This window comes from Curtobacterium sp. PhB136 (assembly GCF_004346855.1).
Classification (GTDB): Bacteria; Actinomycetota; Actinomycetes; order Actinomycetales; family Microbacteriaceae; genus Curtobacterium.
The window spans coordinates 146500-169427 of the sequence record NZ_SMGH01000008.1; the positions used below are offsets into that span (position 1 = coordinate 146500).

16 protein-coding genes and 1 tRNA gene are annotated in these 22928 nt (G+C 72.6%); 6 read left to right on the forward strand and 11 right to left on the reverse strand.

Features of this window, described 5'->3' with window-relative positions; translation table 11 throughout:
- Positions 1-78: 78 nt before the first annotated feature.
- The 9 genes from prmC to argS all read right to left on the reverse strand — a co-directional run bounded on the left by prmC (position 79) and on the right by argS (position 12164).
- A complete protein-coding gene (gene prmC / locus EDF27_RS14630; protein ID WP_165931530.1) occupies positions 79-954 on the reverse strand; it encodes a peptide chain release factor N(5)-glutamine methyltransferase in 876 nt (291 codons plus the stop codon).
- 22 nt (positions 955-976) lie between these two features.
- Positions 977-2059: a peptide chain release factor 1 gene (gene prfA / locus EDF27_RS14635; protein ID WP_123653612.1), complete on the reverse strand. Its 1083-nt coding sequence runs from the start codon at positions 2057-2059 to the stop codon at positions 977-979.
- Between the two features lie 3 nt (positions 2060-2062).
- Positions 2063-4339, reverse strand: coding sequence for a transcription termination factor Rho (gene rho, locus EDF27_RS14640; RefSeq protein WP_132049605.1), 2277 nt, complete (start codon positions 4337-4339; stop codon positions 2063-2065).
- Between the two features lie 201 nt (positions 4340-4540).
- On the reverse strand, positions 4541-5485 hold the full coding sequence (gene thrB / locus EDF27_RS14645; RefSeq protein WP_132049836.1) for a homoserine kinase: 945 nt from the start codon (positions 5483-5485) through the stop codon (positions 4541-4543).
- Positions 5486-5529: 44 nt separating this feature from the next.
- Positions 5530-6609: a threonine synthase gene (gene thrC, locus EDF27_RS14650; protein WP_123653614.1), complete on the reverse strand. Its 1080-nt coding sequence runs from the start codon at positions 6607-6609 to the stop codon at positions 5530-5532.
- 59 nt (positions 6610-6668) lie between these two features.
- Positions 6669-7976, reverse strand: a complete 1308-nt coding sequence (locus tag EDF27_RS14655; RefSeq protein ID WP_132049607.1) for a homoserine dehydrogenase — start codon at positions 7974-7976, stop codon at positions 6669-6671.
- Positions 7977-8005: 29 nt separating this feature from the next.
- A complete protein-coding gene (lysA, locus tag EDF27_RS14660) occupies positions 8006-9445 on the reverse strand; it encodes a diaminopimelate decarboxylase (protein ID WP_132049609.1) in 1440 nt (479 codons plus the stop codon).
- A gap of 63 nt (positions 9446-9508) precedes the next feature.
- Positions 9509-10270: an LmeA family phospholipid-binding protein gene (locus tag EDF27_RS14665; protein WP_132049611.1), complete on the reverse strand. Its 762-nt coding sequence runs from the start codon at positions 10268-10270 to the stop codon at positions 9509-9511.
- Between the two features lie 229 nt (positions 10271-10499).
- A complete protein-coding gene (argS, locus tag EDF27_RS14670; RefSeq protein ID WP_123704232.1) occupies positions 10500-12164 on the reverse strand; it encodes an arginine--tRNA ligase in 1665 nt (554 codons plus the stop codon).
- A 154-nt stretch (positions 12165-12318) separates the two neighbouring features.
- Between argS and EDF27_RS14675 the strand changes: the two genes are divergently transcribed.
- From EDF27_RS14675 to EDF27_RS14695, 5 genes are all read left to right on the forward strand, one after another.
- Positions 12319-12975, forward strand: coding sequence for a hypothetical protein (locus EDF27_RS14675; protein ID WP_132049613.1), 657 nt, complete (start codon positions 12319-12321; stop codon positions 12973-12975).
- Positions 12976-13132: 157 nt separating this feature from the next.
- Positions 13133-13204, forward strand: a tRNA-Arg gene (locus EDF27_RS14680).
- A 183-nt stretch (positions 13205-13387) separates the two neighbouring features.
- A complete protein-coding gene (locus EDF27_RS14685) occupies positions 13388-14422 on the forward strand; it encodes a Gfo/Idh/MocA family oxidoreductase (RefSeq protein WP_243698371.1) in 1035 nt (344 codons plus the stop codon).
- Between the two features lie 44 nt (positions 14423-14466).
- The gene (locus EDF27_RS14690) at positions 14467-18408 is read left to right on the forward strand and encodes a Pls/PosA family non-ribosomal peptide synthetase (RefSeq protein ID WP_132049615.1); all 3942 of its coding nucleotides are present in this window, start codon (positions 14467-14469) and stop codon (positions 18406-18408) included.
- Positions 18409-18416: 8 nt separating this feature from the next.
- Positions 18417-19733 carry a M1 family metallopeptidase gene (locus EDF27_RS14695; protein WP_243698372.1) on the forward strand — a complete coding sequence of 439 codons (1317 nt, stop codon included), beginning with the start codon at positions 18417-18419 and terminating at the stop codon, positions 19731-19733.
- Here EDF27_RS14695 and EDF27_RS14700 read toward each other — a convergent pair.
- Both EDF27_RS14700 and EDF27_RS14705 read right to left on the reverse strand, forming a co-directional pair.
- The gene (locus EDF27_RS14700; RefSeq protein ID WP_132049617.1) at positions 19730-20329 is read right to left on the reverse strand and encodes a 4'-phosphopantetheinyl transferase superfamily protein; all 600 of its coding nucleotides are present in this window, start codon (positions 20327-20329) and stop codon (positions 19730-19732) included. The two genes, EDF27_RS14695 and EDF27_RS14700, sit on opposite strands and share 4 nt — an antisense overlap.
- Positions 20330-20485: 156 nt before the next feature.
- Positions 20486-20689, reverse strand: coding sequence for a hypothetical protein (locus EDF27_RS14705; protein WP_123704224.1), 204 nt, complete (start codon positions 20687-20689; stop codon positions 20486-20488).
- A 211-nt stretch (positions 20690-20900) separates the two neighbouring features.
- Between EDF27_RS14705 and EDF27_RS20280 the strand changes: the two genes are divergently transcribed.
- Positions 20901-22889 carry a TPM domain-containing protein gene (locus EDF27_RS20280; protein ID WP_132049619.1) on the forward strand — a complete coding sequence of 663 codons (1989 nt, stop codon included), beginning with the start codon at positions 20901-20903 and terminating at the stop codon, positions 22887-22889.
- Positions 22890-22928: the final 39 nt, after the last annotated feature.

Sequence of the window (22928 nt, forward strand, 5' to 3'; positions counted from 1 at the left end):
AAACGACCTCCCACACGCGGAACGCGCGCTGCGTAGACGCGCGGCTCGGCCCGGACGGGAGGCCCGGCTCGGCCCCGGTCAGCGCGTGGCGGTGGTCGTGCGGTCGCGTCCCGTCAGGTCCACGTGCGTCTCCGGGGAACGGAACCCCCGGCGCGCCAGCACCTCGCGCACGGCTGCGCCCTGTGGCTCCGCGTGCTCGATGACGAGCAACCCGCCCGGCACCAGGAGCCGCCACGCGGTCTCGGTGAGGGCACGGACCGCGTCGAGCCCGTCGGCGCCGCCGTAGAGCGCGAGCGCCGGGTCGTGGTCGCGGACCTCGGGGTCGATCGGGATCGCGTCGTCCGGCACGTACGGCGGGTTCGACACGACGACCGAGACCGAGCCATCGAGTTCCGGGAACGCGTCGGCCAGGTCGCCCTCGACGAGTCGGACCGTGCCGCCGTACGTCTCGACGTTCCGCCGGGTCCAGGGCAGCGCGTCGGCCGATCGCTCGACGGCGTACACCAGGGCGTTCGGCACCTCGGTGTCCATGGCGATCGCGATGGCGCCGCTGCCCGACCCGAGGTCGACGGCGATCGGCTCGGGCACCGCGGTCGCCCGGAGCGCGTCGATGCCGAACTGCACGACGGACTCGGTCTCCGGCCGGGGCACGAACACCCCGGGTCCGACCGCCAGGGTCAGCGCGCGGAAGTGCGCCTCGCCGGTGATGTGCTGCAGCGGCAGGCGTGTGGCGCGCCGCGCGACCGCCTGGCGGAAGCGCTCGACGTGCTCCCCCGCGATCGCGCCGCCGGTCATCGCGCGGGCCTGCACGGCGCCGCGCGAGGTGTCGGTCGCCCAGGCGAGCAGGAGCTCCGCGTCCACGCGCGGGGTCGGGACCCCGTGCGCGACGAGCGCAGCGGTCGCCTCGTCGAGGAGGCGATCCGCTGCGAACGTGGGGGGCGTGTCGGGGGTGATCCGGGCCTCCAGGGCAGTGTTCCTAGGCGTTCTGGTCGCCGACGGCGGCCAGACGTGCCTCTTCGTCCGCACGGATGGCGGACTCGATGACGGGCTCGAGCGCACCGTTCATGACGCGGTCGAGGTCGTACGCCTTGTACCCGGTGCGGTGGTCCGCGATCCGGTTCTCCGGGAAGTTGTACGTGCGGATGCGCTCCGAACGGTCCATCCCGCGGATCTGCGAACGACGGGCGTCCGACGCCAGGGCGTCCAGTTCCTCCTGCTGCTTGGCCAGGATGCGGGCACGCAGGACACGCATGCCGGCCTCACGGTTCTGCAGCTGGGACTTCTCGTTCTGCATCGCGACCGTGATGCCCGTGGGCAGGTGCGTGATGCGGACCGCGGAGTCCGTCGTGTTCACCGACTGACCGCCGGGACCGGAGGACCGGTACACGTCGATCTTGAGGTCGTTCTGGTTGATCTCGACCTCTTCGGGCTCGTCCACCTCGGGGAAGACCAGCACGCCGGTCGTCGAGGTGTGGATGCGCCCCTGCGACTCGGTCTGCGGGACCCGCTGCACGCGGTGCACGCCGCCCTCGTACTTCAGGTGCGCCCAGACGCCCTGCGCGGGGTCGGAGGAGTTCGACTTGATCGCGACCTGGACGTCCTTGTAGCCGCCGAGGTCGCTCTCGGTGCGCTCGAGGAGCTCGACCTTCCAGCCCTTGGACTCGGCGTAGTGCGAGTACATGCGCAGCAGGTCGGCCGCGAACAGCGCCGATTCCTCGCCGCCCTCGCCGCCCTTGATCTCCATGATGACGTCACGGCCGTCGTCCGGGTCCCGAGGGATCAGCAGACGGCGGAGCCGCTCCTGGCGCTCCGCGAGCTGCTCCTCGAGCTCGGGGACCTCGTCCGCGAACGCCGAGTCCTCACGCGCGAGTTCCCGGGCGGCGGCGAGGTCCTCCCCCGCCGCCGTCCAGGCCTCGTACGCGGACTTGATCTGGTTCAGTTCGGCGAACCGCCGGTTGACCTTCTTCGCCCGGGCCGCATCGGCGTGGAGCGCGGGGTCCGACAACTGCTGCGTCAGGTCCTCGTGTTCCGCCAGCAGCCCTGCCACCGACTCGAACACCGGTTACTCCTGGTGGCCGTTGTGGTGACCGGTCGCGGGGACCGACTTCTGCACCTGCACCAGGAACTCGACGTTCGACTGCGTCTCCTTGAGGTTCCGCAGCACGATCTCGAGGGCCTGCTGCGGGTCGAGCCCGGCGAGGGCCCGGCGCAGACGCCACGTGATCTTGACCTCGTCGGCGGAGAGCAGCTGCTCCTCGCGACGGGTGCCGGAGGCGTTGACGTCGACGGCCGGGAAGATCCGCTTGTCCGCCAGGTGGCGGTTCAGGCGGAGCTCCATGTTGCCGGTGCCCTTGAACTCCTCGAAGATCACCTCGTCCATCTTCGACCCGGTCTCGACGAGCGCCGTGGCGAGGATGGTCAGCGAGCCACCGTTCTCGATGTTCCGAGCAGCGCCGAAGAAGCGCTTCGCCGGGTACAGCGCGGCGGAGTCGACGCCACCGGAGAGCACGCGGCCCGACGGCGGGGTCGCCAGGTTGTAGGCGCGACCCAGACGGGTGATCGAGTCGAGCAGCACGACGACGTCGTGGCCGAGCTCCACCAGGCGCTTCGCACGCTCGATGGCGAGCTCGGCGACCGTGGTGTGGTCCTCGGCGGGACGGTCGAAGGTCGAGGCGATGACCTCGCCCTTCACCGTGCGCTGCATGTCGGTGACCTCTTCGGGCCGCTCGTCCACGAGGACGACCATGAGGTGCGCCTCGGGGTTGTTCTTCGAGATCGCGTTCGCGATGGCCTGCAGCACGACGGTCTTGCCGGCCTTGGGCGGCGAGACGATCAGGCCGCGCTGGCCCTTGCCGATCGGCGACACCAGGTCGATGATCCGGGTCGACAGCTTCGCCGGCTCGGTCTCGAGGCGCAGGCGCTCGTTCGGGTACAGCGGGGTGAGGTCCTGGAAGTCGACGCGGCTCGCCGCCTCGTCCGCGGACTGGCCGTTGATCGTGTCGATCTTGACCAGCGCGTTGTACTTCTGGCGGCTCTGCTGCTCGTTGTCGCGCGGCTGCTTGATCGCACCGACGACGGCGTCGCCCTTGCGCAGGTGGTACTTCTTCACCTGGCCGAGGGAGACGTAGACGTCGCTCGGGCCCGGGAGGTACCCGGTGGTCCGCACGAAGGCGTAGTTGTCGAGCACGTCGAGGATGCCCGCGACCGGGATCAGGACGTCGTCCTCGGTGATCTCCGGCTCGAAGTCGTCGTTCTGCCCGCCACGGCCGCGCTTGCGGTCGCGCTGGCGACGGCTGCGGCCGCTCTCGGCCTCTTCCTGGTCGCGACGCTGCTGGTCGTCGCGCTGCTGCTGGGCGTGGTTCTGCTGGTTCTGCGCCTGGTTCTGGTGCTGGTTCTGCTGGGCCTGGTTCTGCTGGCCCTGGTTCTGCTTCTGCTGGCCCTGCTTCTGCCGGCCCTGCTTCTGCTCGCCCTGCTCGGCCTGGTCGCCCTGGTCCTGCTTGTCGGCCTGGCGGTTGTTCTGCTGGCGGCCGTTCTGCTGCGCGGCCGGCTCGGCGTCCTGGGACTGCTGACCCTGCTGCTGGTCGCCGGACTCGGCGTTCTGGCCGCGGCCACGACCGCGTCCACGGCTGCGACGACCACGGCGCGAGCCGCCCTCGTTCTCACCGTTCTGGTCCTGGTCGTTCTGACCCTGACCCTGGTCGTTCTGGTCCGTGTCCTGCTGGTCGTCCTGCACGCTCGTCGCGTCGGCGTCCTGCTCGGTGGCCGGGGCCTCCTCGGCGACGACGGCGGCGGCGGCCTGGTCGGCCTTCGGCTGCTGGCCGCGACGACGACGCTGGCCGCCCGACTGGGCTTCCTGGGCGTCCTTCTCGGCGCGGACCTGGTCGAGGCCGGCGAGGAGGTCCTCGGTGCCGGTCTGGCCGTGGTTGGTGTGCTCAGCGGCCGTGGTCGGCGCCGTGGTCACGGTGCCACCGGAGCTGGCGCGGCGCGAACGACGGGCACGCGACGGCGCGGCCTCCGTCGTCGGGGCGTCCACGACGTCGGTCGCCTCGGCGCCGGCTTCGTGGTGGGTCAGGGCGGCCGGGGCGAGCTCCTCGGAGACGGCGGCGGCTTCGGCACCGGTCGCGGACTCGGGCTCCGGCGTCACGGCCGGGGCCGTCGCCGTGGTTTCGGTCGTCTCGGGGCGCTTGTCCTCGATCGCGGCGATGAGGTCGCCCTTGCGGAGCTTCGAGAGCCCCGTGATGCCGAGGGAGGAGGCGATCCGCTGCAGTTCGGGCAGACGGAGCGCGCGCAGGTCGCTGGGGATCTCTGCCGTGGCAGCAGAGTTGTTCACGTTGGTCAAGTTGCTGTGTTCCTTCCGAACCGCAGAGCGCGGAGAGTTTCCACCGACTTCCGGCGCGGTGCGTGGCACTCGGGATGTGCCGACACTGTTGCGACGGCCGCCGTTCAGACGACGGACCGGGAAGCGGTGATCTGAGGGAGATCACACCTGCGAACCGTGGAACACGTGCTGGCTGTCGTTCGTGCTGGGCACGAAGCCGCGCTACGGGTTTCCTCCGTGGTTCACCGGGTGCGGGTTCACTGTAGCACCACCGAGATCGACGGCCAGCATGAGCGGCCGCCAGGTGGATTCGGCGTGTCGTTCGACCAGATCGGCTGCCGTCAGGCGCTGCGCCGGGTCGGACCCGAGCACGAGCAGGCTCGGTCCGGCGCCGGACACGACCGCAGCGAGCCCGTGCTGCCGGAGCAGGCGGATCAACGCGTCCGTCTCCGGCATCGCGCTCGCCCGGTAGGTCTGGTGCAGCCGGTCCTCGGTCGCAGCGAGCAGGAGTTCCGGGCTCTGGATGAGCGCGGCGACGAGGAGCGCCGACCGGGACACGTTGAACGCGGCGTCGGCGTGCGGGACGCTCTCGGGCTGCAGGGAGCGCGCGAGCTTCGTGGACAGGGTCGAGGTCGGCACGAAGACCACCGGCGCGACACCGCGGTGCACCAGGAGCCGCTTGTACGCGGGCCCCTCCGCCGTCATCCAGGCGATGGTGAGCCCGCCGAAGAGCGCCGGTGCGACGTTGTCCGGATGCCCCTCCATCTCGGTGGCCAGGGTGAGGAGCGTCGAGGCGTCGAGGTCGACGATCCCCTCGAGCAGTCCACGCGCTGCCATCAGCCCGGCGACGATCGCCGCGGCGGACGAGCCCATCCCGCGACCGTGCGGGATGGCGTTCACCGCCGTCAGCTCGAGGCCGGGCTGCTCGACTCCGGCGTGCTCCAGCCCACGGCGGACGGCACGGACGACGAGGTTCGTGTCGTCCGTCGCGACCTCACCGGCGCCGACGCCCTCCACCGTGACGGTCGCGCCCGGCTCGGGGCGCACGCGGACGTCGACCTCGTCGTAGAGGGAGAGCGCGAGCCCCAGCGAGTCGAACCCCGGGCCGAGGTTCGCGGAGGTCGCCGGGACCCGCACACGGACCGCCCGTCCGGCCGGTACAGCGATGCGGGCGGTCGTGCCCGCTTCCGGTCCGGACGAGCGGTCGGGGCTCACCGCGCGCCGGCCAGTCCGAGCACGTCGGCGACCGCGGCGGTGTCCACCGGCACGCTGGTCGGCGTGACGTCGGAGCCGTCCTCGGTGCGGAGCGCCCACTGCGGGTCCTTGAGGCCGTGGCCGGTCACCGTGATGACGACCTTCGCGCCCTTCGGGATCTCGCCGGCGTCGGCACGCTCGAGGAGCCCGGCGACACCGATCGCGGAAGCCGGTTCGACGAAGACGCCGACCTCGGCCGAGAGGATGCGGTGCGCGGCGAGGATGCCGGCGTCGGTGATCGCACCGAAGTAGCCGTCCGTCTCCTCACGCGCTTCGAGGGCGAACTTCCACGAGGCCGGGTTGCCGATGCGGATCGCCGAGGCGACGGTCTCCGGGTGCTGGACCACGGCGCCGTTCACGATCGGGGCGGAGCCGGCGGCCTGGAAGCCGAACATGCGCGGCAGCTTCGACGAGCGACCGGCGGCGACGTCCTCGCGGTAGCCGCGGGAGTACGCCGTGTAGTTGCCGGCGTTGCCGACGGGCAGGAAGTGGAAGTCCGGGGCGTCACCGAGGACGTCGACGACCTCGAACGCGGCGGTCTTCTGGCCCTCGATGCGGTCGTTGTTGACCGAGTTGACCAGGTGCACCGGGTAGTTCGCGGCGAGGTCGCGCGCGATGTCCAGGCAGTCGTCGAAGTTGCCCTGGACCTGCAGCAGCTGGGCGTCGTGGGCGACGGCCTGGCTGAGCTTGCCCATCGCGATCTTGCCCTCCGGCACCAGGACGGCGGCGGTGATGCCGGCGTGCGTGGCGTACGCGGCCGCCGAGGCGCTGGTGTTGCCGGTCGAGGCGCAGATCACGGCCTTCGCGCCGTGCTCGACCGCCTTCGAGATCGCCATCGTCATGCCGCGGTCCTTGAAGGAGCCCGTCGGGTTCATGCCCTCGAACTTCACCCAGACCTCGGCGCCGGTGCGCTCGGAGAGACGCCTCGCCGGGATGAGCGGCGTGCCGCCCTCCCCCAGCGTGATGACGGGTGTCGCCTCGGTCACGTCGAGTCGGTCGGCGTACTCGCGCAGGACGCCCTGCCACTGGTGGGCCATCGGGGTTCTCTCTCTGTCGGTGCTGCAGTGCTGGTGGGGACTGGTGGATCGGGAGCGGCTCAGGCGCCGACGACGCGGAGCACGCTGGCGACGTCGGTGACGACGTCCTCTCCGCGGAGGGACACCACGGTGTCGGCGAGGTCCGATTCGCGGGCTTCGTGCGTGCCGATCACCAGGGTCGCGGTGCCGCCGACCCCGTGTGCGCTCGACTGCTCGACGGTCTCGACGCTGACGCCGTGCTTCGCCAGGATGCCCGCGACGGTGGACAGCACGCCGGGTGCGTCCGTCACGTGCAGGGTGATCTGGTAGCTGGTCCGGACCGTGCCGATCGGGAAGACGGGCAGGTCGGACCGGGTCGACTCGGCGATGCCGGGGCCGCCGATCACGTGCCGGCGTGCTGCCGAGACCAGGTCACCGAGGACCGCGGAGGCCGTCTCGACCCCGCCGGCTCCGGCGCCGTAGAACATCAGGTCGCCGGCCGCTTCGGCTTCGACGAAGACGGCGTTCTTGGCGCCGTGGACGCTGGCGAGCGGGTGCGACTCCGGGACGAGGGCCGGGTAGACGCGGGCGCTCACGCCTTCGCGCCCGTTCTCGTCGGTGAGGCGCTCGCACGTCGCGAGGATCTTCACGACGTAGCCGGCCTTCCGCGCCGCGCGGACCTGCTCGATGGTGACCGAGGTGATGCCCTCTCGGTGCACGGCGGCGAGCGGCACCGAGGTGTGGAACGCGATCGAGGCCAGGATCGCCGCCTTCTGCGCGGCGTCGTAGCCCTCGATGTCGGCGGTCGGGTCGGCCTCGGCGTACCCGAGCTCCGTCGCGGTGGCGAGGGCGTCGTCGAACGTGGCGCCTTCGCGGTCCATCAGGTCGAGGATGAAGTTCGTGGTGCCGTTGACGATGCCCATGATCCGCACGATGCGGTCGCCGGCGAGGGAGTCGTGCAGCGGCCGGATGATCGGGATCGCCCCGGCGACGGCTGCCTCGTAGTAGAGCTGCGCGCCGACCTGCTCCGCCGCGGCGAAGAGCTCGGGGCCGTGCGTGGCGAGGAGTGCCTTGTTGCCGGTGACGACGTCGGCGCCGGACTGCAGGGCCTGGAGCACGAGGGTGCGCGCCGGCTCGATGCCGCCGATGAGCTCGACGACGATGTCCGCGCCGAGGATCAGCGACGCAGCGTCCGTCGTGAACAGCTCGCGCGGCAGGTCGACGTCCCGCTGGGCGTCGACGTCACGGACGGCGATCCCCACGAGTTCGAGGCCGGCGCCGGCACGCGAGGCCAGCTCGTCACCGTGTTCGAGCAGGAGTCGCGCGACCTGCGAGCCGACCGAGCCGGCTCCGAGCAGCGCGACGCGGACGTTGCGGTATTCGATCATGTGGTGCGTGTCTCCGGGATCTCGGGGGCTCACCGCGCGGCACCGGCAGCGGCCACGGGCGACACCCCGGTGTCGCGGGCGAGGAGGTCGTCGACCGTCTCACCACGGACGAGGATACGTGCTCGGCCGTCGGCGACCGCGACGACCGGCGGACGACCGACGTGGTTGTAGTTGCTCGCGAGGCTCCAGCAGTAGGCACCGGTCGCCGCGACGGCCAGGAGGTCCCCGCGGTGCACGTCCCCGGGCAGGTACTCGTCGTGGACGACGATGTCGCCGCTCTCGCAGTGCTTCCCGACGACGCGGCTCAGGACCGCCGGTGCGTCCGAGGTCCGGGCGAGCCGTGCCGTGTACTCGGCGCCGTACAGCGCCGGGCGGGCGTTGTCGCTCATCCCGCCGTCGACCGAGACGTACGTGCGGGTGGCGCTGCCGCCGTCGGCAGCGCCGTCGGTGTCCGTCGTCTCGAGCGTGACGGGCTTGATCGTGCCGACCCGGTAGAGCGTGATGCCGGCCGGCCCGACGATGTACCGCCCGGGCTCCACCGCGACGTCCGGCACCGGGATGCCGCGCTCGGCGCAGGCGTCGGCGACGATGATCGCGAGGGCGTCGGCGACGTCTTCGGGTTCGAACGCGGAGTCGGCTTCGGTGTAGTCGATGCCCCAGCCACCGCCGAGGTTGAGTTCCGGCACCGGCCCGGACTGCACGAGCGTGGCGTGCACGTCCATCAGGCGACGCGCGGCTTCACGGAACCCGGACTCGTCGAAGATCTGCGACCCGATGTGCGAGTGCAGCCCGACGAAGGCGAGCGACGGCCGGGACCGGATGGTCTCCGCAGCGTCCACCGCTTCCGTCAGGGGGATGCCGAACTTCTGGTCTTCGCGCGCGGTCGCCAGGTACTCGTGCGTCGAGGCGTGCACCCCGCTGTTGATCCGGATGCGGACGCGCTGCACGACACCGGCCGCCGCTGCGGCGTCGGCGACGCGGTCGATCTCTTCGTGGGAGTCGAGGACGATCGTGCCGACCCCGACCTGCACCGCGCGGGCGATCTCGGCGTCGGACTTGTCGTTGCCGTGGAACCCGAGCCGGCCGGGGTCGACGCCGCCGGCCAGGGCGACCGCGAGTTCACCGCCGGTGCAGACGTCGACACGGAGGTCCGCTTCGGCCATCCACGCCGCGACCTGGGTGGTGAGAAACGCCTTGCCGGCGTAGTAGACGTGGGCGTGCGCGCCGATGCGGCCGAACGCTTCGCTGAAGGCGTTGCGCACGCGGACGGCACGGGACTGCACGTCCCGCTCGTCGACCACGTACAGCGGCGTGCCGAACTGCGCGACGAGGTCGGACGCGGCGACACCGCCGATCGCGAGCGAACCGTCGTCGGTGCGCGTCGCGGAGGCGGGCCAGATCCGCGCGGTCAGCGCGGAGGCATCCGTCGGGAACCGCAGCCGCGGCGGGGCAAGTGGGTTCTCGCTCACGGGACCCGATCCTACCGAGCCGGGCCCGGCCTCCCGTCCGGTGTTACGCACGCTGTGGAGAAGTCAGCACGTGCCGACGGTCTGCAGACCGTCCTCGCTGAGGGGCAGCTCGTCGGCGGTGATCCGCACGGTCGCCTTCGCGGCGGTGACGTCGAGCGATCGCACGCGGAGCGCCTCGGGCAGGAACTGCGCGGTGCACACCTGCACCGGGGTGTTCGTGACGCCGGGGATGTCGTCGACCTTGAGGTCGAGCGCCGAGTTCGTGATGCGCACGGTCTTCGGGGTGATCGTGATGCCCTTGCCCGCGGACTGCGCGGCGACGGTGCCACGGGCCTGGTACGAGATGTCGTAGCCGAGCACGGCCGTCGTCCCGGAGAGCTGCACGCCACCGTCCACGAGCGACAGGCGGTCGAACAGCGGGCTGTACTTCGCGAGGTCCTTCACGCTCGACGCCGCCAGGGTCACCGTGCCGTCCACGTCGTGCACGTTCCCCTTGCCGTCGATCGGGACGTCGTGCGCGGTGACGTCGGCGGCGAGCGGGATGCCGTCCACCGTCAGCTTCGTCGACGAGATCGCCACGTCGTCGAGGGTGCCGCTGATGAGCTGCGGGATGATCACGCCCTCGGCGTGGGCGTCCACGGTGCCGGTCGTGCCGTCGGGCAGCGACTGCTCGACCTGCTGCGCGATCATCCGGTCGACGACGCCGCGGAGCACGAACTCGGCGATGACGACGAGCACGGCGAGCAGCACCACGATGCCGATGACGACGATCGCTGCGGTGCGGCCGCGGCGGCGCTGGCGTGGGGCGGCGGGTGCGGTGGACATGCGTCCCACCTTGCCAGCGTCCCCCGGGATGCGGCCTGGAGGCGCGGTGCGGGCCCGGCGCGGCGGGCGCGGCGGGTGCCGCGGTGCGGTGCGCCCGCCGCGGTGCGGGCCGGCGCCGCACAACCAAAACCACTCCGCACCACGGACATCCGTGGTGCGGAGTGGTTTTGGTTACGCGAAGCTCGGCCGGCGGCGCGGGCGGCGCGGCACGCGCGACCGCCGCGCGGCGCTACATGCGCTCGGGCGCGCTCACCCCGAGCAACCCGAGGCCGTTCCGCACGACCTGGCCGGTGGCGTCGTTCAGCCACAGGCGCGTGCGGTGCAGGTCGGTCACGGTCTCGTCGCCGAGCGGGGTCACCCGGCAGGCGTCGTACCAGCGGTGGTACAGCCCCGCGAGCTGCTCGATGTAGCGCGCGATGCGGTGCGGCTCGCGGAGTTCGGCGGCCTGCCGGACCACGCGCGGGTACTCCGCCAGGGCCCCGAGCAGCGCGCCCTCGGTGTCGTGGGTGAGGAGCGACGCGTCGAACGCCGAGCGGTCCACACCCGAGGCCGCGGCGTTCCGCGCGACCGACTGCGTGCGGGCGTGGGCGTACTGGACGTAGAACACCGGGTTGTCGTTGGTGCGCTTGGTCAGCAGGTCGAGGTCGATGTCGATCGCGGTGTCGCTGGCGAACCGGACGAGCGAGTAGCGGCCCGCGTCGACACCCACGGCGTCGACGAGGTCCTCCATCGTGACGATCGTGCCCGCACGCTTCGACATGCGCATCGGCTCGCCGTCCTTGAGCAGGTTGACCATCTGGCCGATCAGGATCTCGAGGTTCTTGCCCGGCTCGTCCCCGAACGCGGCGCACATCGCCATCATCCGGCCGACGTAGCCGTGGTGGTCGGCGCCGAGCATGATCAGGTTCCGCTCGAACCCGCGCTCGCGCTTGTCGAGGTAGTACGCCAGGTCGCCGGCGATGTACGCGGGCTCCCCGTCGGACTTGATGACGACGCGGTCCCGGTCGTCGCCGAACTCGGTCGTGCGGAGCCACTGCGCGCCCTCGGCCTCGTACATGTGACCGTTGGCGCGGAGCCGCTCGATGGCGCGCTCGACGGCCTTCGACTCGTGCAGCGCGTTCTCGTGGAAGTAGACGTCGAAGTCGACGCCGAACTCGTGCAGCGACTGCTTGATGTCGGCGAACATGAAGTCGACGCCCTCGCGCCGGAACAGCTCCTGCGCCTCGTCGCGGGGCAAGTTGCGCACGTCCCCGTCGAAGGTCGACAGCACCCGGGCCGCGATCTCGGCGATGTACGCGCCGCCGTAACCGTCCTCCGGCGTGGGCTCCCCCAGTGCGGAGGCGACGAGCGACCGGGCGAACCGGTCGATCTGGCTGCCGTGGTCGTTGAAGTAGTACTCCCGCGTGACGAGGCCACCCTGCGCCTGGAACACGCGGGCGAGGCTGTCGCCCACCGCGGCCCAGCGGACGCCGCCCATGTGGATCGGGCCGGTCGGGTTCGCGGACACGAACTCGAGGTCGATGCGCACGCCGTCGTAGAGGTCGCCGTGTCCGAAGGACTCGCCGTTCTCCACGATGGTGCGGGCGATCTCGCCGGCAGCAGCCGCCTCGAGCGTGATGTTGATGAAGCCGGGGCCGGCGACGTCGACGGTGTCCACGCCGTCGAGCTCGGTCAGCTCGCCAGCGATCTCCGTCGCGAGTTCGCGCGGGTTCGTCCCGAGGCGCTTCGCGAGCTGCATGGCGGCGTTCGAGGCCCAGTCCCCGTGCGCCCGGTTCTTCGGGCGTTCGAGGGCGACGTGCGACTCCTCGACGGTCACGGTGTCGGACGCGCCTCGGCGCTCGACGATCCCGGTCAGGATCGACAGGTACGCGGCGGAGAGTTCGGCAGGAGTCACGGCGGACGAGTCTACCGGGCGTGGCGCCGACACCCGTTGCACACGCGACGGCACCCGTTGCACACGCGACGGCACCCGTTGCACACGCGACGGCACCCGTTGCACACGCGACGGCACCCTTCGCTCACACGGACGCATGCAGCATCATGGCCGCATGACCTCCCGACGATCGGTCCGGGCGATCAGCGTCGCCGCGCTCGCCGTCCCCGCCGCCCTCGTGCTCGCCGCCTGCTCCGGTGGCGACGCCGACGGCACCGCCACACGCTCCGCCGGCCCGACGCCGAGCGCCTCCGCCACCGCGGCGCCGATCGGCAAGCGCGTCACCCAGACGTGCGCAGAACTCCTCCCCGACACCGCCTTCGCCGTCTACGGCCAGCAGTTCGAACTCGACGCCTCGGCCGAACCCGCGAAGGGCTCCGCCGCCGCCCGGATCGCCCAGCAGCGCGGCCGGGTCTGCGTCTTCGACGAGGTCGCCGACAGCTCCGTCACGATCACCGTCGCGGTCGCCGACCTGCCTGAGAAGTCACTCACGAACCTCAAGGACGCCCTGTACGAGCGGGGTGGTTCGGTGCCGACCTACACGGTGGAGGGCTACTTCTCCCTCACCGACGACGTCGGCCGCGCCGATGCCTTCGCGGACCCGTACTGGATCACGACCTCCTCCACCCTGTTCACCGAACCCGGCTCGGCACAGCCGGTCGTCGACGCGGTGCGGCAGGTGCTCGCGCCGAACGCGTCCGCGACACCGGGAGCGTCCGTCTCGCCGTCCGCGACGGCCACGCCGACCCCCACCGCGACCCCGGCCGGCTGACGCGAGCGACGCCGTGCAGCGTCACCGCCCACCCGACGGGAGGCGCGGTGCGGGCCCGCACCGCGCCTCCCGGCCGCCCGTGACCGGACCACGGCCCACGAGGGAACCGGTGGTCCTGGGGGGCGGCTGGGACCTGCTACGGTTGTTCCCACCCCGGGCCCCCATAGCTCAGGGGATAGAGCACTGCCCTCCGGAGGCAGGGGCGGAGGTTCGAATCCTCCTGGGGGCACAGAGACATTGCCGCGGAAGCTGTGGTCTTCGCTTCGCTCAGTCCGCAGCCCGCGATGTCGCGGCAGGCCGCGACTGATCCCCCGTGGTTCGTTCCGACAGGCGCGCGGCGGCCTGTGGTCGGGTCCGACAGGTATGCGGGCGGATCGACGCCGCCTCTCTGAGCCGTCGGTAGGTTCGGGGGATGACGATGACGTTTCCGCTGCCGACCGCCGTTCCGCTCCGCGGAGGCACCACGCTCGGGTGGGGCGTGATCGGCCCCGGCGAGATCGCGAACGACTTCACCGCCACGCTGCACGCCAACTCCGACCAGCGCGTCGTCGCCGTCGGCTCCCGCTCCCCCGAGCGCGCCGCCGCCTTCGCCGCACGCCACGGCGTCCCCACCGCACACGGCTCGTACGAGGCCCTCGTCGCGGACCCCACCGTCGACGTCGTCTACGTCGCCTCGCCGCACCCGCAGCACCTCGAGCACGCGCTCCTCGCGATCGCCGCCGGCAAGTACGTGCTCGTCGAGAAGCCGATGACCACCTCCGAGGCCGACACGCGACGCCTCGCGAGCGCCGCCCGCGACGCCGGCGTGTTCGCGATGGAGGCGATGTGGACCCGGTACCTCCCGGGGACCACCGTGATCGCGCAGCTCCTCGCCGACGGGGAGCTCGGCGACGTGCGTCTGGCGATGGTCGACGTCGGCTGGCCGCACGAGCCGGACCCGACCGATCGTATGTTCGACCGGGCGCAGGGCGGCGGTGCCCTGCTCGATGCGGGTGTCTACGCGCACTGGTTCGCACGGTTCGCCACCGGCGCCCCGGTGACCAGCAGCACGACGGGAGTCGTCTCGGACGGTGGGGTGGACCTCCAGTCCGTCACCGTGTCGACGGCCACCGGCGGCGCGCAGTCCGTGGCGACCACGTCGATGACCGCGTGGACGCCTGGCCTGGCGACGATCGCCGGCAGCCGGGCGACGGTGCGGTACACGGACCACTTCGTGTTCCCGTCCTCGTTCGCACTGCACCACGGGGCGGACGCGGACCGCTGGTCGGAGCCGAGCGGGCTGCGTGGACGGCAGGGACTGGTGTGGCAGGCGGTCGCGCTCGCGGACTACGTCGCCGAGGGGCGGACGGAGTCGCCGCTGCACGGACTGGACGAGTCGATCGACCTCGCTGCGTCGCTGGACGCGGCGCGGGCTGCTGTTTCCGAACAGGACACCTCGGCCCCCTAGGATCACGGGCCGGTCGACCTGCACACGACCGGGAAGAGGACTCGATGACGCTCGCCACCGGGAACCCGCAGACCGAGCTGGCACGCGGCACGCTCGCACCGCCGGCGCGCACGCTGCTCGACGTCCTCCGGGCGACCGCGGATGCGCACCCGACCGCGCTCGCGCTCGAGGACCCCGACGGCGCGATCGACTACCGGACGCTGCTGCGGCTCGTGCACGAGCGCGCCGACGACCTCGCCCGGCGGGGTGTGCGGCGCGGCGACCGCGTGGGGATCCGGATCCCGTCCGGCGGGCGCGACCTGTACCTGTCCGTCCTCGCGGTCCTGGCGGCCGGCGCGGCGTACGTGCCCGTCGACGCGGACGACCCGGAGGAGCGCGCGACGCTCGTCTTCGGGGAGGCCGGGGTCGTCGGCGTGATCGGCGCCGGCGGCGTGCTGCACGGGGACGCCGCCGACGGGGTGCCCGGCGTGCCCGCTCCGGTCGTCGACCCCGCGGCGAGCGCCGACGGACCGGACGTGGCCGACGACGCATGGGTGATCTTCACCTCCGGCTCGACGGGCGTGCCCAAGGGCGTCGCGGTGACGCACCGTTCCGCTGCGGCGTTCGTCGACGCCGAGGCGCGGATGTTCCTGCAGCGGGCCCCGATCGGCCCGGGTGACCGGGTGCTCGCCGGGCTGAGCGTCGCGTTCGACGCGTCCTGCGAGGAGATGTGGCTCGCGTGGGGGCACGGCGCGTGTCTGGTGCCGGCTCCGCGCTCCCTGGTGCGGACGGGCGTGGACCTCGGGCCGTGGCTGATCGTGCACGGCATCACGGTGGTGTCGACGGTCCCGACGCTCGCGGCGCTGTGGCCGGACGACGCGCTGGAGCAGGTCCGGCTGGTGGTCTTCGGCGGTGAGGCGTGTCCGCCCGAGCTCGCGGCCCGGATCGCGAGTCGGGACCGGGAGGTCTGGAACACGTACGGGCCGACGGAGGCGACGGTCGTCGCGTGCGGTTCGCTGCTGGACGGCAGCGTGCCGATCCGGATCGGGCTGCCCCTGGACGGCTGGGACCTCGCGGTGGTCGACGCCGCGGGTGCGCGGGTGGCGCCGGGTGCGGTCGGGGAGCTCGTCATCGGCGGGGTGGGGCTCGGGCGGTACCTCGATCCCGCGAAGGACGCGGAGAAGTACGCCCCGTTCCCGGAGCTCGGGTGGGAGCGGGCGTACCGGAGCGGTGACCTGGTCCGGTACGACCCGGAGGGGCTGGTGTTCCAGGGTCGGGCGGACGACCAGGTGAAGCTCGGTGGGCGGCGGATCGAGCTCGGGGAGATCGACGCGGCGCTCCAGGCGCTCGACGACGTCGCCGGTGGGGCTGCCGTGGTGCAGCGGACGCCGGCGGGGAACCAGGTGCTCGTCGGGTACGTCGCTCCCGTCGCGGGTGCGGTCGTGGACACGGCGGCGGCCAACGCCCGGCTGCGGGAGGAGCTGCCGGCGGCGCTGGTGCCGCTCCTCGTGGTGGTGGACACCCTGCCGACGCGGACGTCAGGCAAGGTGGACCGGGCGGCGCTCCCGTGGCCGCTGGGTGCTGCGGGTGGAGGGGACGAGTTCTCGCTCCCGCCCACCGTCGCGTGGATCGCCGAACGGTGGGCCGCGATCCTCGGCATCCCCCCGACGAGCGTCGACGACGACTTCTTCGCGCACGGCGGCGGCTCCCTGACGGCGGCGCAGCTCGTCTCGGCGATCCGCGAGCGCTACCCCACCACGACGGTGGCAGACGTCTACGACCACCCGCGCATCGGGGCGCTCGCGGACGCGCTGGACGCGTCGGGCCCGGTCGCCGCCGCACACCGTGACGTCCGGCCGACCCCGCCGGCGACGGGGATCGCGTTGACGCTCCTCGGGCTGCCGGTCCAGGTGCTCCGCGGCCTCCGGGTCCTGACGTGGACGGCCCTCGTCGCAGCGGTCCTGCACGCGACCACCCTGCCGTTCCTCCCGGTGCTGCCGTGGCCGGTCCTGGTCGCCGCGGTGCTGGTGTTCGTGACGCCCGTCGGCAAGATGGCCGTCACGGTGGCGCTCGCCCGCCTGGTGCTCGTCGGCGTCCGGCCGGGCGACCACCCGCGGGGCGGTTCGGTGCACGTGCGGGTGTGGCTCGCCGAGCGGATCGCCGAGGCGGTCGACGGGCCGTCCACCGCGGGTGCCCCGTGGATCAGCTACTACGCCAGGGCGCTCGGGGCGCGGATCGGCCGGGACGTCGACCTGCACACGCTGCCGCCGGTCACCGGGATGCTGACGATCGGCCGGCGCGCGTCGATCGAGCCCGAGGTGGACCTCGCCGGGCACTGGGTGGACGGAGACGTGTTCCGGCTCGGGCGCGTCGTCGTCGGGTCGGACGCGGTGGTGCACAGCCGCACGACGCTCATGCCCGGAGCGGTCGTCGGCGCGGGTGCCGAGGTCGAGGCGGGCTCCGCCGTCCAGGGCCGGGTCCCGGTGGGCGAGCGCTGGGCTGGTTCGCCGGCGGAACGCGTCGGGTCGGCCAGGCACGGCCGGGAGGCTCGCCCCGCGTCACGTCGACGCTGGCTCGCCGCGTACGGGGCCGGGTCCGTCGCCGTGGCCGGGTTGCCCGTGACCGGTGTCGCGGTCGGACTGCTCGTGACCGCTGCGCTGGTCGGGCGGGCGCCGACGCTCGGCGCCGCGGTGCTGCACGCGCTGGCACTCGTCCCGCTCGCGACCGTCGTCGCCGGGATCGTGTACGCGGGGCTCGTCGTCGCCGCGGTCCGGCTGCTCGGGATCGGGCTGCACGAGGGACGGCACCCGGTGCGTTCCCGGATCGGCTGGCAGGCGTGGTGCACCGAACGGGTGCTCGACGCCGCGCGCACACTGCTCTTCCCGCTCTACGCGAGCCTCGTCACCCCGGTGTGGCTCCGGCTCCTCGGGGCACGGGTCGGGCGGAACACCGAGATCTCGACGGTGCTGCTGCTGCCGTCCCTGACGCAGATCGCGTCCGGTGCGTTCCTCGCCGACGACACGATGGTCGCCACGTACGAACTCGGCGGCGGCCGCATCACGATCGGCCGGTCCAAGGTGGGTCGCCGTGCGTTCCTCGGGAACAGCGGGATGACCGGCGCCGGGCGGAGCGTCCCGCGTGAGGCGCTCGTCGCGGTGCTCTCCGCCGTCCCGAAGAAGGCCAAGCGCGGCTCGTCGTGGCTCGGCTCTCCCCCGGTGCGGCTCCGACGCGCGGCGACGTCCTTCGACGAGGAGCGCACGTTCCGTCCTCCGCGGCGGCTCCGGGTGGCGCGCGGCTGCTGGGAGGTCCTCCGCGTGGTCGCGCCGATGGTGTCCGGGGCGATCGCCCTCGGGGTCGGCGGCACGCTCCTGGCGCTCTGGTCGGCGGTCGGCATCGGGTGGACGGTGCTCCTCGCCGCGGTCGTCCTCGTCGTCGCCGGCGCCGTGGCCGCCGCCGTGTCGACGATCGCGAAGTGGGTGTTCGTCGGTCGGATCCGCGCACGGGAACACCCGCTGTGGTCCTCGTTCGTCTGGCGCAACGAGGTGCAGGACACGTTCGTGGAGACCGTCGCGCGTCCGTGGTTCGCGGAGCAGGCCATCGGCACGCCGGCGCTCGCCGCCTGGTTGCGGAGCCTCGGCGCGACGATCGGCCGCGGGGTCTGGTGCGAGACGTACTGGCTGCCAGAGGCCGACCTGGTCACGATCGGCGACGGCGCCACCATCGCACGCGGCACGGTCGTGCAGACGCACCTGTTCCACGACCGGGTGATGCAGCTCGACGAGGTCCGGCTGGACGCCGGCGGCACCCTCGGACCGCACAGCGTGATCCTGCCGGCCGCCGGGATCGGCCCGGGGGCGACGATCGCACCCGCGTCGCTCGTGATGCGCGGCGAGCAGGTCCCGGGCGGCACGTCCTGGGCGGGCAACCCGATCGCGCCGTGGGAGAGCGCACCCTGGACAGCCCGGGCCGCGTCCACGGACCCGACCGCCGGCGTCGTGGCAGACTGACCGGCACCGTGAAGCCGACGAACACAGCCGCCGACCCGTACACCCCGCACAGCGGCGACCGACGCTGGAGCGCCACGCACTACGACCTCCGGCTCGACTACCGCGTCGCCACGAACCGCCTCGACGGCACCGCGACGATCACCGCGACCGCGCTCGAACCGCTCGACCGTGTGGTCCTCGACCTGCACGGGCTGACGGTCGACCGGGCCGACGTCGACGGGCAGCGAGCGAAGAAGACGTCGACCGCGGTGCACAAGCTGACGGTGACCCCGGCGGAACCGATCGCCGCCGGTGCCGAGTTCACGCTGCACGTCCGGTACCGCGGGACTCCGCACCCACTCCGCAGCCCGTGGGGGCAGATCGGCTGGGAGGAACTCACCGACGGCGTCATCGTCGCCGCGCAGCCCACGGGAGCGCCGTCGTGGTTCCCGTGCAACGACCGTCCGGACGACAAGGCCACGTACCGCATCGAGGTCACGTGCGAGTCCGGGTACGACGTGCTGGCGAACGGAGAGCTCCTCGGTCAGGAGCGCGCCGGCCGCGGCACCCGGTGGACCTACGCCACGACCGACCCGATGGCGACGTACCTGGCCACGGTGCAGATCGGCCGCTACCGCACCCACACGCTCCGTGGCGCGCCGGTCCCGGTGACGATCCACCACCCCGCCGACCTGACCGCCGCCGTGAAGACGGACTTCGGGCAGGTCCCGGAGATGCTCGCGCTGTACGCCGACCGGTTCGGCCCGTACCCGTTCCCCGCATACGGCGTCGTGGTGACCGACGACGAACTCGAGATCCCGCTCGAGGCGCACGGCCTCGCGGTCTTCGGCCGGAACCACGTCGACGGCGAGCACGGCACCGACCGGCTCATCGCCCACGAGCTCGCGCACCAGTGGTTCGGCAACTCGGTCACCCTCGGCCGCTGGCGGGACATCTGGCTGCACGAGGGGTTCGCCTGCTACGCCGAGTGGCTCTGGTCCGAGCACCGAGGCGGCGACACCGCGGACGTGCTCGCGGCCGAGCACCGACAGGCGCTGCTCGACCACCCGTCGGACCTGGTGGTCGCTGACCCCGGCGCGAAGGACATGTTCGACGACCGCGTGTACAAGCGCGGTGCCCTCGCCCTGCACGCACTCCGCCGGACGGTCGGCGACCCGGCGTTCTCCGCCGGGCTCCGGACCATCACCGAACGGCACCGGCACGGCACGGTCACCCCGTCCGACGTCGTCGACGCCTTCGCCACCACCTCGGGCCGGAGCACGACCGCCGTCCAGACGGTCATCGGCCCCTGGATCGACGAGTCCGGGGTCCCGGAACTCCCCTAGCGCCGGTCCCCCGGGCGCGCGTCCTCGACGTCGATCGGGACGCCGCCCGCGGCCACCGCGAGGACCAGGTCGTCGTCGAGCCAGTGCACCTGCACGGGGTGTCGCACACCGTCGAGCGCGGCCGTGCCCGCGTCGATGTCCAGGTCGAGGTCCACGTCGACGGTCGCCGGGTCCACGCGGAGCCCGCGGCCGTCCAGCTTCAGCACCGCCTCCTTGGCGGACCAGCAGGCGGTGCGGGCGCGCTGGTCGTCCCCGTACCGCACACGCTCACCGGGCGTGGACGCGTCGAGGGGCGCCGCGGCGACCCGGGTGACGCGCTCGACGTCGACGCCGAGCGGGGCCGGTCCCACCGCGAGGGCGAGTGCGCCGTCGGTGCGGGACAGGCTCAGCCCCACCGGGCGGCCGTCCGCGGTCGCCCAGGGGCGCCCGTGGTCGGTGCCGCGGCAGTGCGGGCACCGGCGGCCGAGCGCCGTGGACGCGGGATCCGCTCCGGTGACCTCCGCGACGAAGGCGAGCAGGGCCTCCCGGTCGGCCTGTCGGGTCGCGCCCGGCGTGCACACGCGCACCGACACGGCCTGGAGGCTCGACTCACCCACGCAGGCACTCTACTGTCGCCGGGACGCCCGGACTGTCGCCGGCACGCCCCGGACGCAACGAGACACCGCCGGGACCGGCGGTGTCTCGTGTGGTGAGCGGCTTGCTCGAGCGTGCGTCGTGCTCAGGCGCGTGTCGTGCTCAGGCGTGCGTCGTGCTCAGGCGTGCGTCAGCGCGATCAGTGCCACGTTCATCGTCGAGTAGAGACCCTCGGACCGGGTCGCCTGGCGCACGCGGCCGCGCAGGACCTCGTAGCGGCCGTTGTGCTCGCGCACGAAACCGATCACTCCGCTGGCGGGTGTTGACACCCGGTGGAAGCCGTCCTCGAGCGGGACGACCTCCGTGTTCATCGTTCGTTCCATTGCCGACCCCTTTCGTCGTCGAAACGGTCTGCTGCGGATACTACCCCGATCGGGGGACAGGATCCGGCTCCGGGGAACTCTCTCCACAGGTGCTGGGCGTCCCGGGCCAAGCGATGCGGTCCCTGGATAGACTCCGGGCGACGGCGCGCTCCCGCAGCAGTCCGGGCTTCGCGGCCCTCGGGGGCGGCGTTGCCGAACGGACGGAGAACGGATGCGAACGGTCCAGAGTGGATCGCACACCAGGCGGCCCGACGCTGGCAGGGGGACGTCCGGACGCTGGGGCGCACGGCTCGCAGCAGCGGTGATCGCGGCGCTCCTGGTGCTCGCTCCGGCCACGGCTGCCCGGGCCACCGCGCCCGTGCAGCTCGACGGTGCGTACGTCCTCGACGACGCCGACGCGCTGAGCGCCTCGCAGCAGACCGCGGTGGAGAAGGCCGTCCGCGACCTCGCGGACAAGACGGACACGCAGCTCTACGTCGTCTACGTGCCGGAGTTCACCGACCCGAGCGACCACGCCGCGTGGGGCGACGAGACGATGTCGCTCAACCAGATCGACTCGAACGGCATCCTGCTCTCGATCGCGACGGACGCCCGCACCTACGACATCCAGCAGACCAACGAGACCGCGATCACCTCCTCGGACGTGCAGAACGCGGTCAACGACGACCTCGTGCCGAAGCTGCGCGACAGCGACTGGGCCGGTGCCGCCACCGCCTTCGCCGACGGGCTCTCCGCCTCGCAGGACCCGCCGAACCTGACGTGGCTGTGGATCCTGCTGCTCGTCGTCGTCATCGCGGTCGTCGTGATCGTCCTCGTCATCCGCACCCGGAACAAGCGCAGGACCGCCGCGGCGACGAAGGCGCAGGAAGCCTCCCTCGCCGACCTCGAACGCACGGCCGGGGCCGCCCTCGTCACCATCGACGACGAACTCCGCACCGCCGAACAGGAAGTCGGCTTCGCCACGGCCCAGTTCGGCGCCGACGCTGCGAAGCCCTTCGCCGACGCCGTCGCCACGGCCAAGCAGAACGTGCGGAAGGCCTTCACCTTCCAGCAGCAGCTCGACGACGAGATCCCGGACTCCCCGCAGCAGCGCGCCGACTGGTCCAACCAGATCATCGCCATCTGCGAGCAGGCGCACGCGGCTATCGCCGAGCAGACGGAGTCCTTCGACCAGCTCCGCGCACTCGAAGACGGCGTCGACGAAGCAGCGGTCGCCCTCGCCGAAGCCGTCAGGGCCGCACCGCCGACGCTCGACCAGGCGGCCGCCGCGCTCGAACGCATCCGCAGTTCCTACGCCGGGCGGACCCTCGCGACCGTGTCGGACAGCGTCGACCAGGCGCGTGAAGTCCTCGCCTACGCCACCGAACGCTCCGCAGCGGCCGATGCCGCGATCGCCAACGGCGACAAGGGCGAAGCGGTCGTCGCCGTCCGCGACGGCCAGCACGCCCTCGCCCAGGTGCAGCAGCTGACCGGCTCCGCCGTCGGCGCCGCGGGGACCTTCCAGGAAGCCTCGGCACGGGTGGACGCCATGCGCCTCGACATCGAAGGTGACGTCGCCGCAGCCCGGACCCTGCGCACCGGTGGCCCGGACCTCGCCGCGGCGGTCACCACCGCGGAGACGGTGCTCCGGGAACGCCTCGACCCGAAGGACCCGATCGCCGCGGTCGACGCCCTCACGAAGGCGAACACCGCGATCGACGCCGCACTCGCCACGGCCCGCACCGCCGACGAGCAGAACCAGCGTGCGCTGCAGGCCCTCGACGCCGCCCTCCGCGACGCCCGGACCCGCATCAGCCAGGCGCGGGAGTTCATCTCGATGCGCCGCGGCGCAGTCGGGCCGACCGCCCGGACACGCCTCTCCGAAGCCGAACGCGCCCTCGACGACGCCGTCCAGCTCGCCACGACCGATCCGCTCCGTGCCCTGCAGGCAGCGCGTGCCGCCGAGCAGTACGCCGCGGCCGCGATGGACGAAGCGGGCAACGACATGGGCGGCTGGCCCGGTGCCGGTGGCGGCGGGAACGGTGCGCAGCTCGGCGGCCTCGTGACCGGCATCGTCCTCGGCGGGCTCCTCGGCGGACGCGGCGGCAGCTTCGGCGGCGGCTCGTTCGGCGGCGGCGGCTTCGGCGGTGGGGGCGGCGGCTTCGGCGGTGGCGGTGGCGGCGGGGGCGGCGGCGGCTTCTCGGGCGGTGGTCGCTTCTGACCGTGCACCGCTGACGTACCAACCCGATGGACAACCACC

Excerpts from the sequence above, each read along its gene's own strand:
- thrC (WP_123653614.1), bottom strand. The coding sequence starts at position 6,609 with ATGGCCCACCAGTGGCAGGGCGTCCTGCGCGAGTACGCCGACCGACTC.
- EDF27_RS14655 (WP_132049607.1), bottom strand. The coding sequence starts at position 7,976 with ATGATCGAATACCGCAACGTCCGCGTCGCGCTGCTCGGAGCCGGCTCG.
- EDF27_RS14665 (WP_132049611.1), bottom strand. The coding sequence starts at position 10,270 with ATGTCCACCGCACCCGCCGCCCCACGCCAGCGCCGCCGCGGCCGCACC.
- EDF27_RS14675 (WP_132049613.1), top strand. The coding sequence starts at position 12,319 with ATGACCTCCCGACGATCGGTCCGGGCGATCAGCGTCGCCGCGCTCGCC.
- EDF27_RS14685 (WP_243698371.1), top strand. The coding sequence starts at position 13,388 with ATGACGATGACGTTTCCGCTGCCGACCGCCGTTCCGCTCCGCGGAGGC.
- EDF27_RS14690 (WP_132049615.1), top strand. The coding sequence starts at position 14,467 with ATGACGCTCGCCACCGGGAACCCGCAGACCGAGCTGGCACGCGGCACG.
- EDF27_RS14705 (WP_123704224.1), bottom strand. The coding sequence starts at position 20,689 with ATGGAACGAACGATGAACACGGAGGTCGTCCCGCTCGAGGACGGCTTC.
- EDF27_RS20280 (WP_132049619.1), top strand. The coding sequence starts at position 20,901 with ATGCGAACGGTCCAGAGTGGATCGCACACCAGGCGGCCCGACGCTGGC.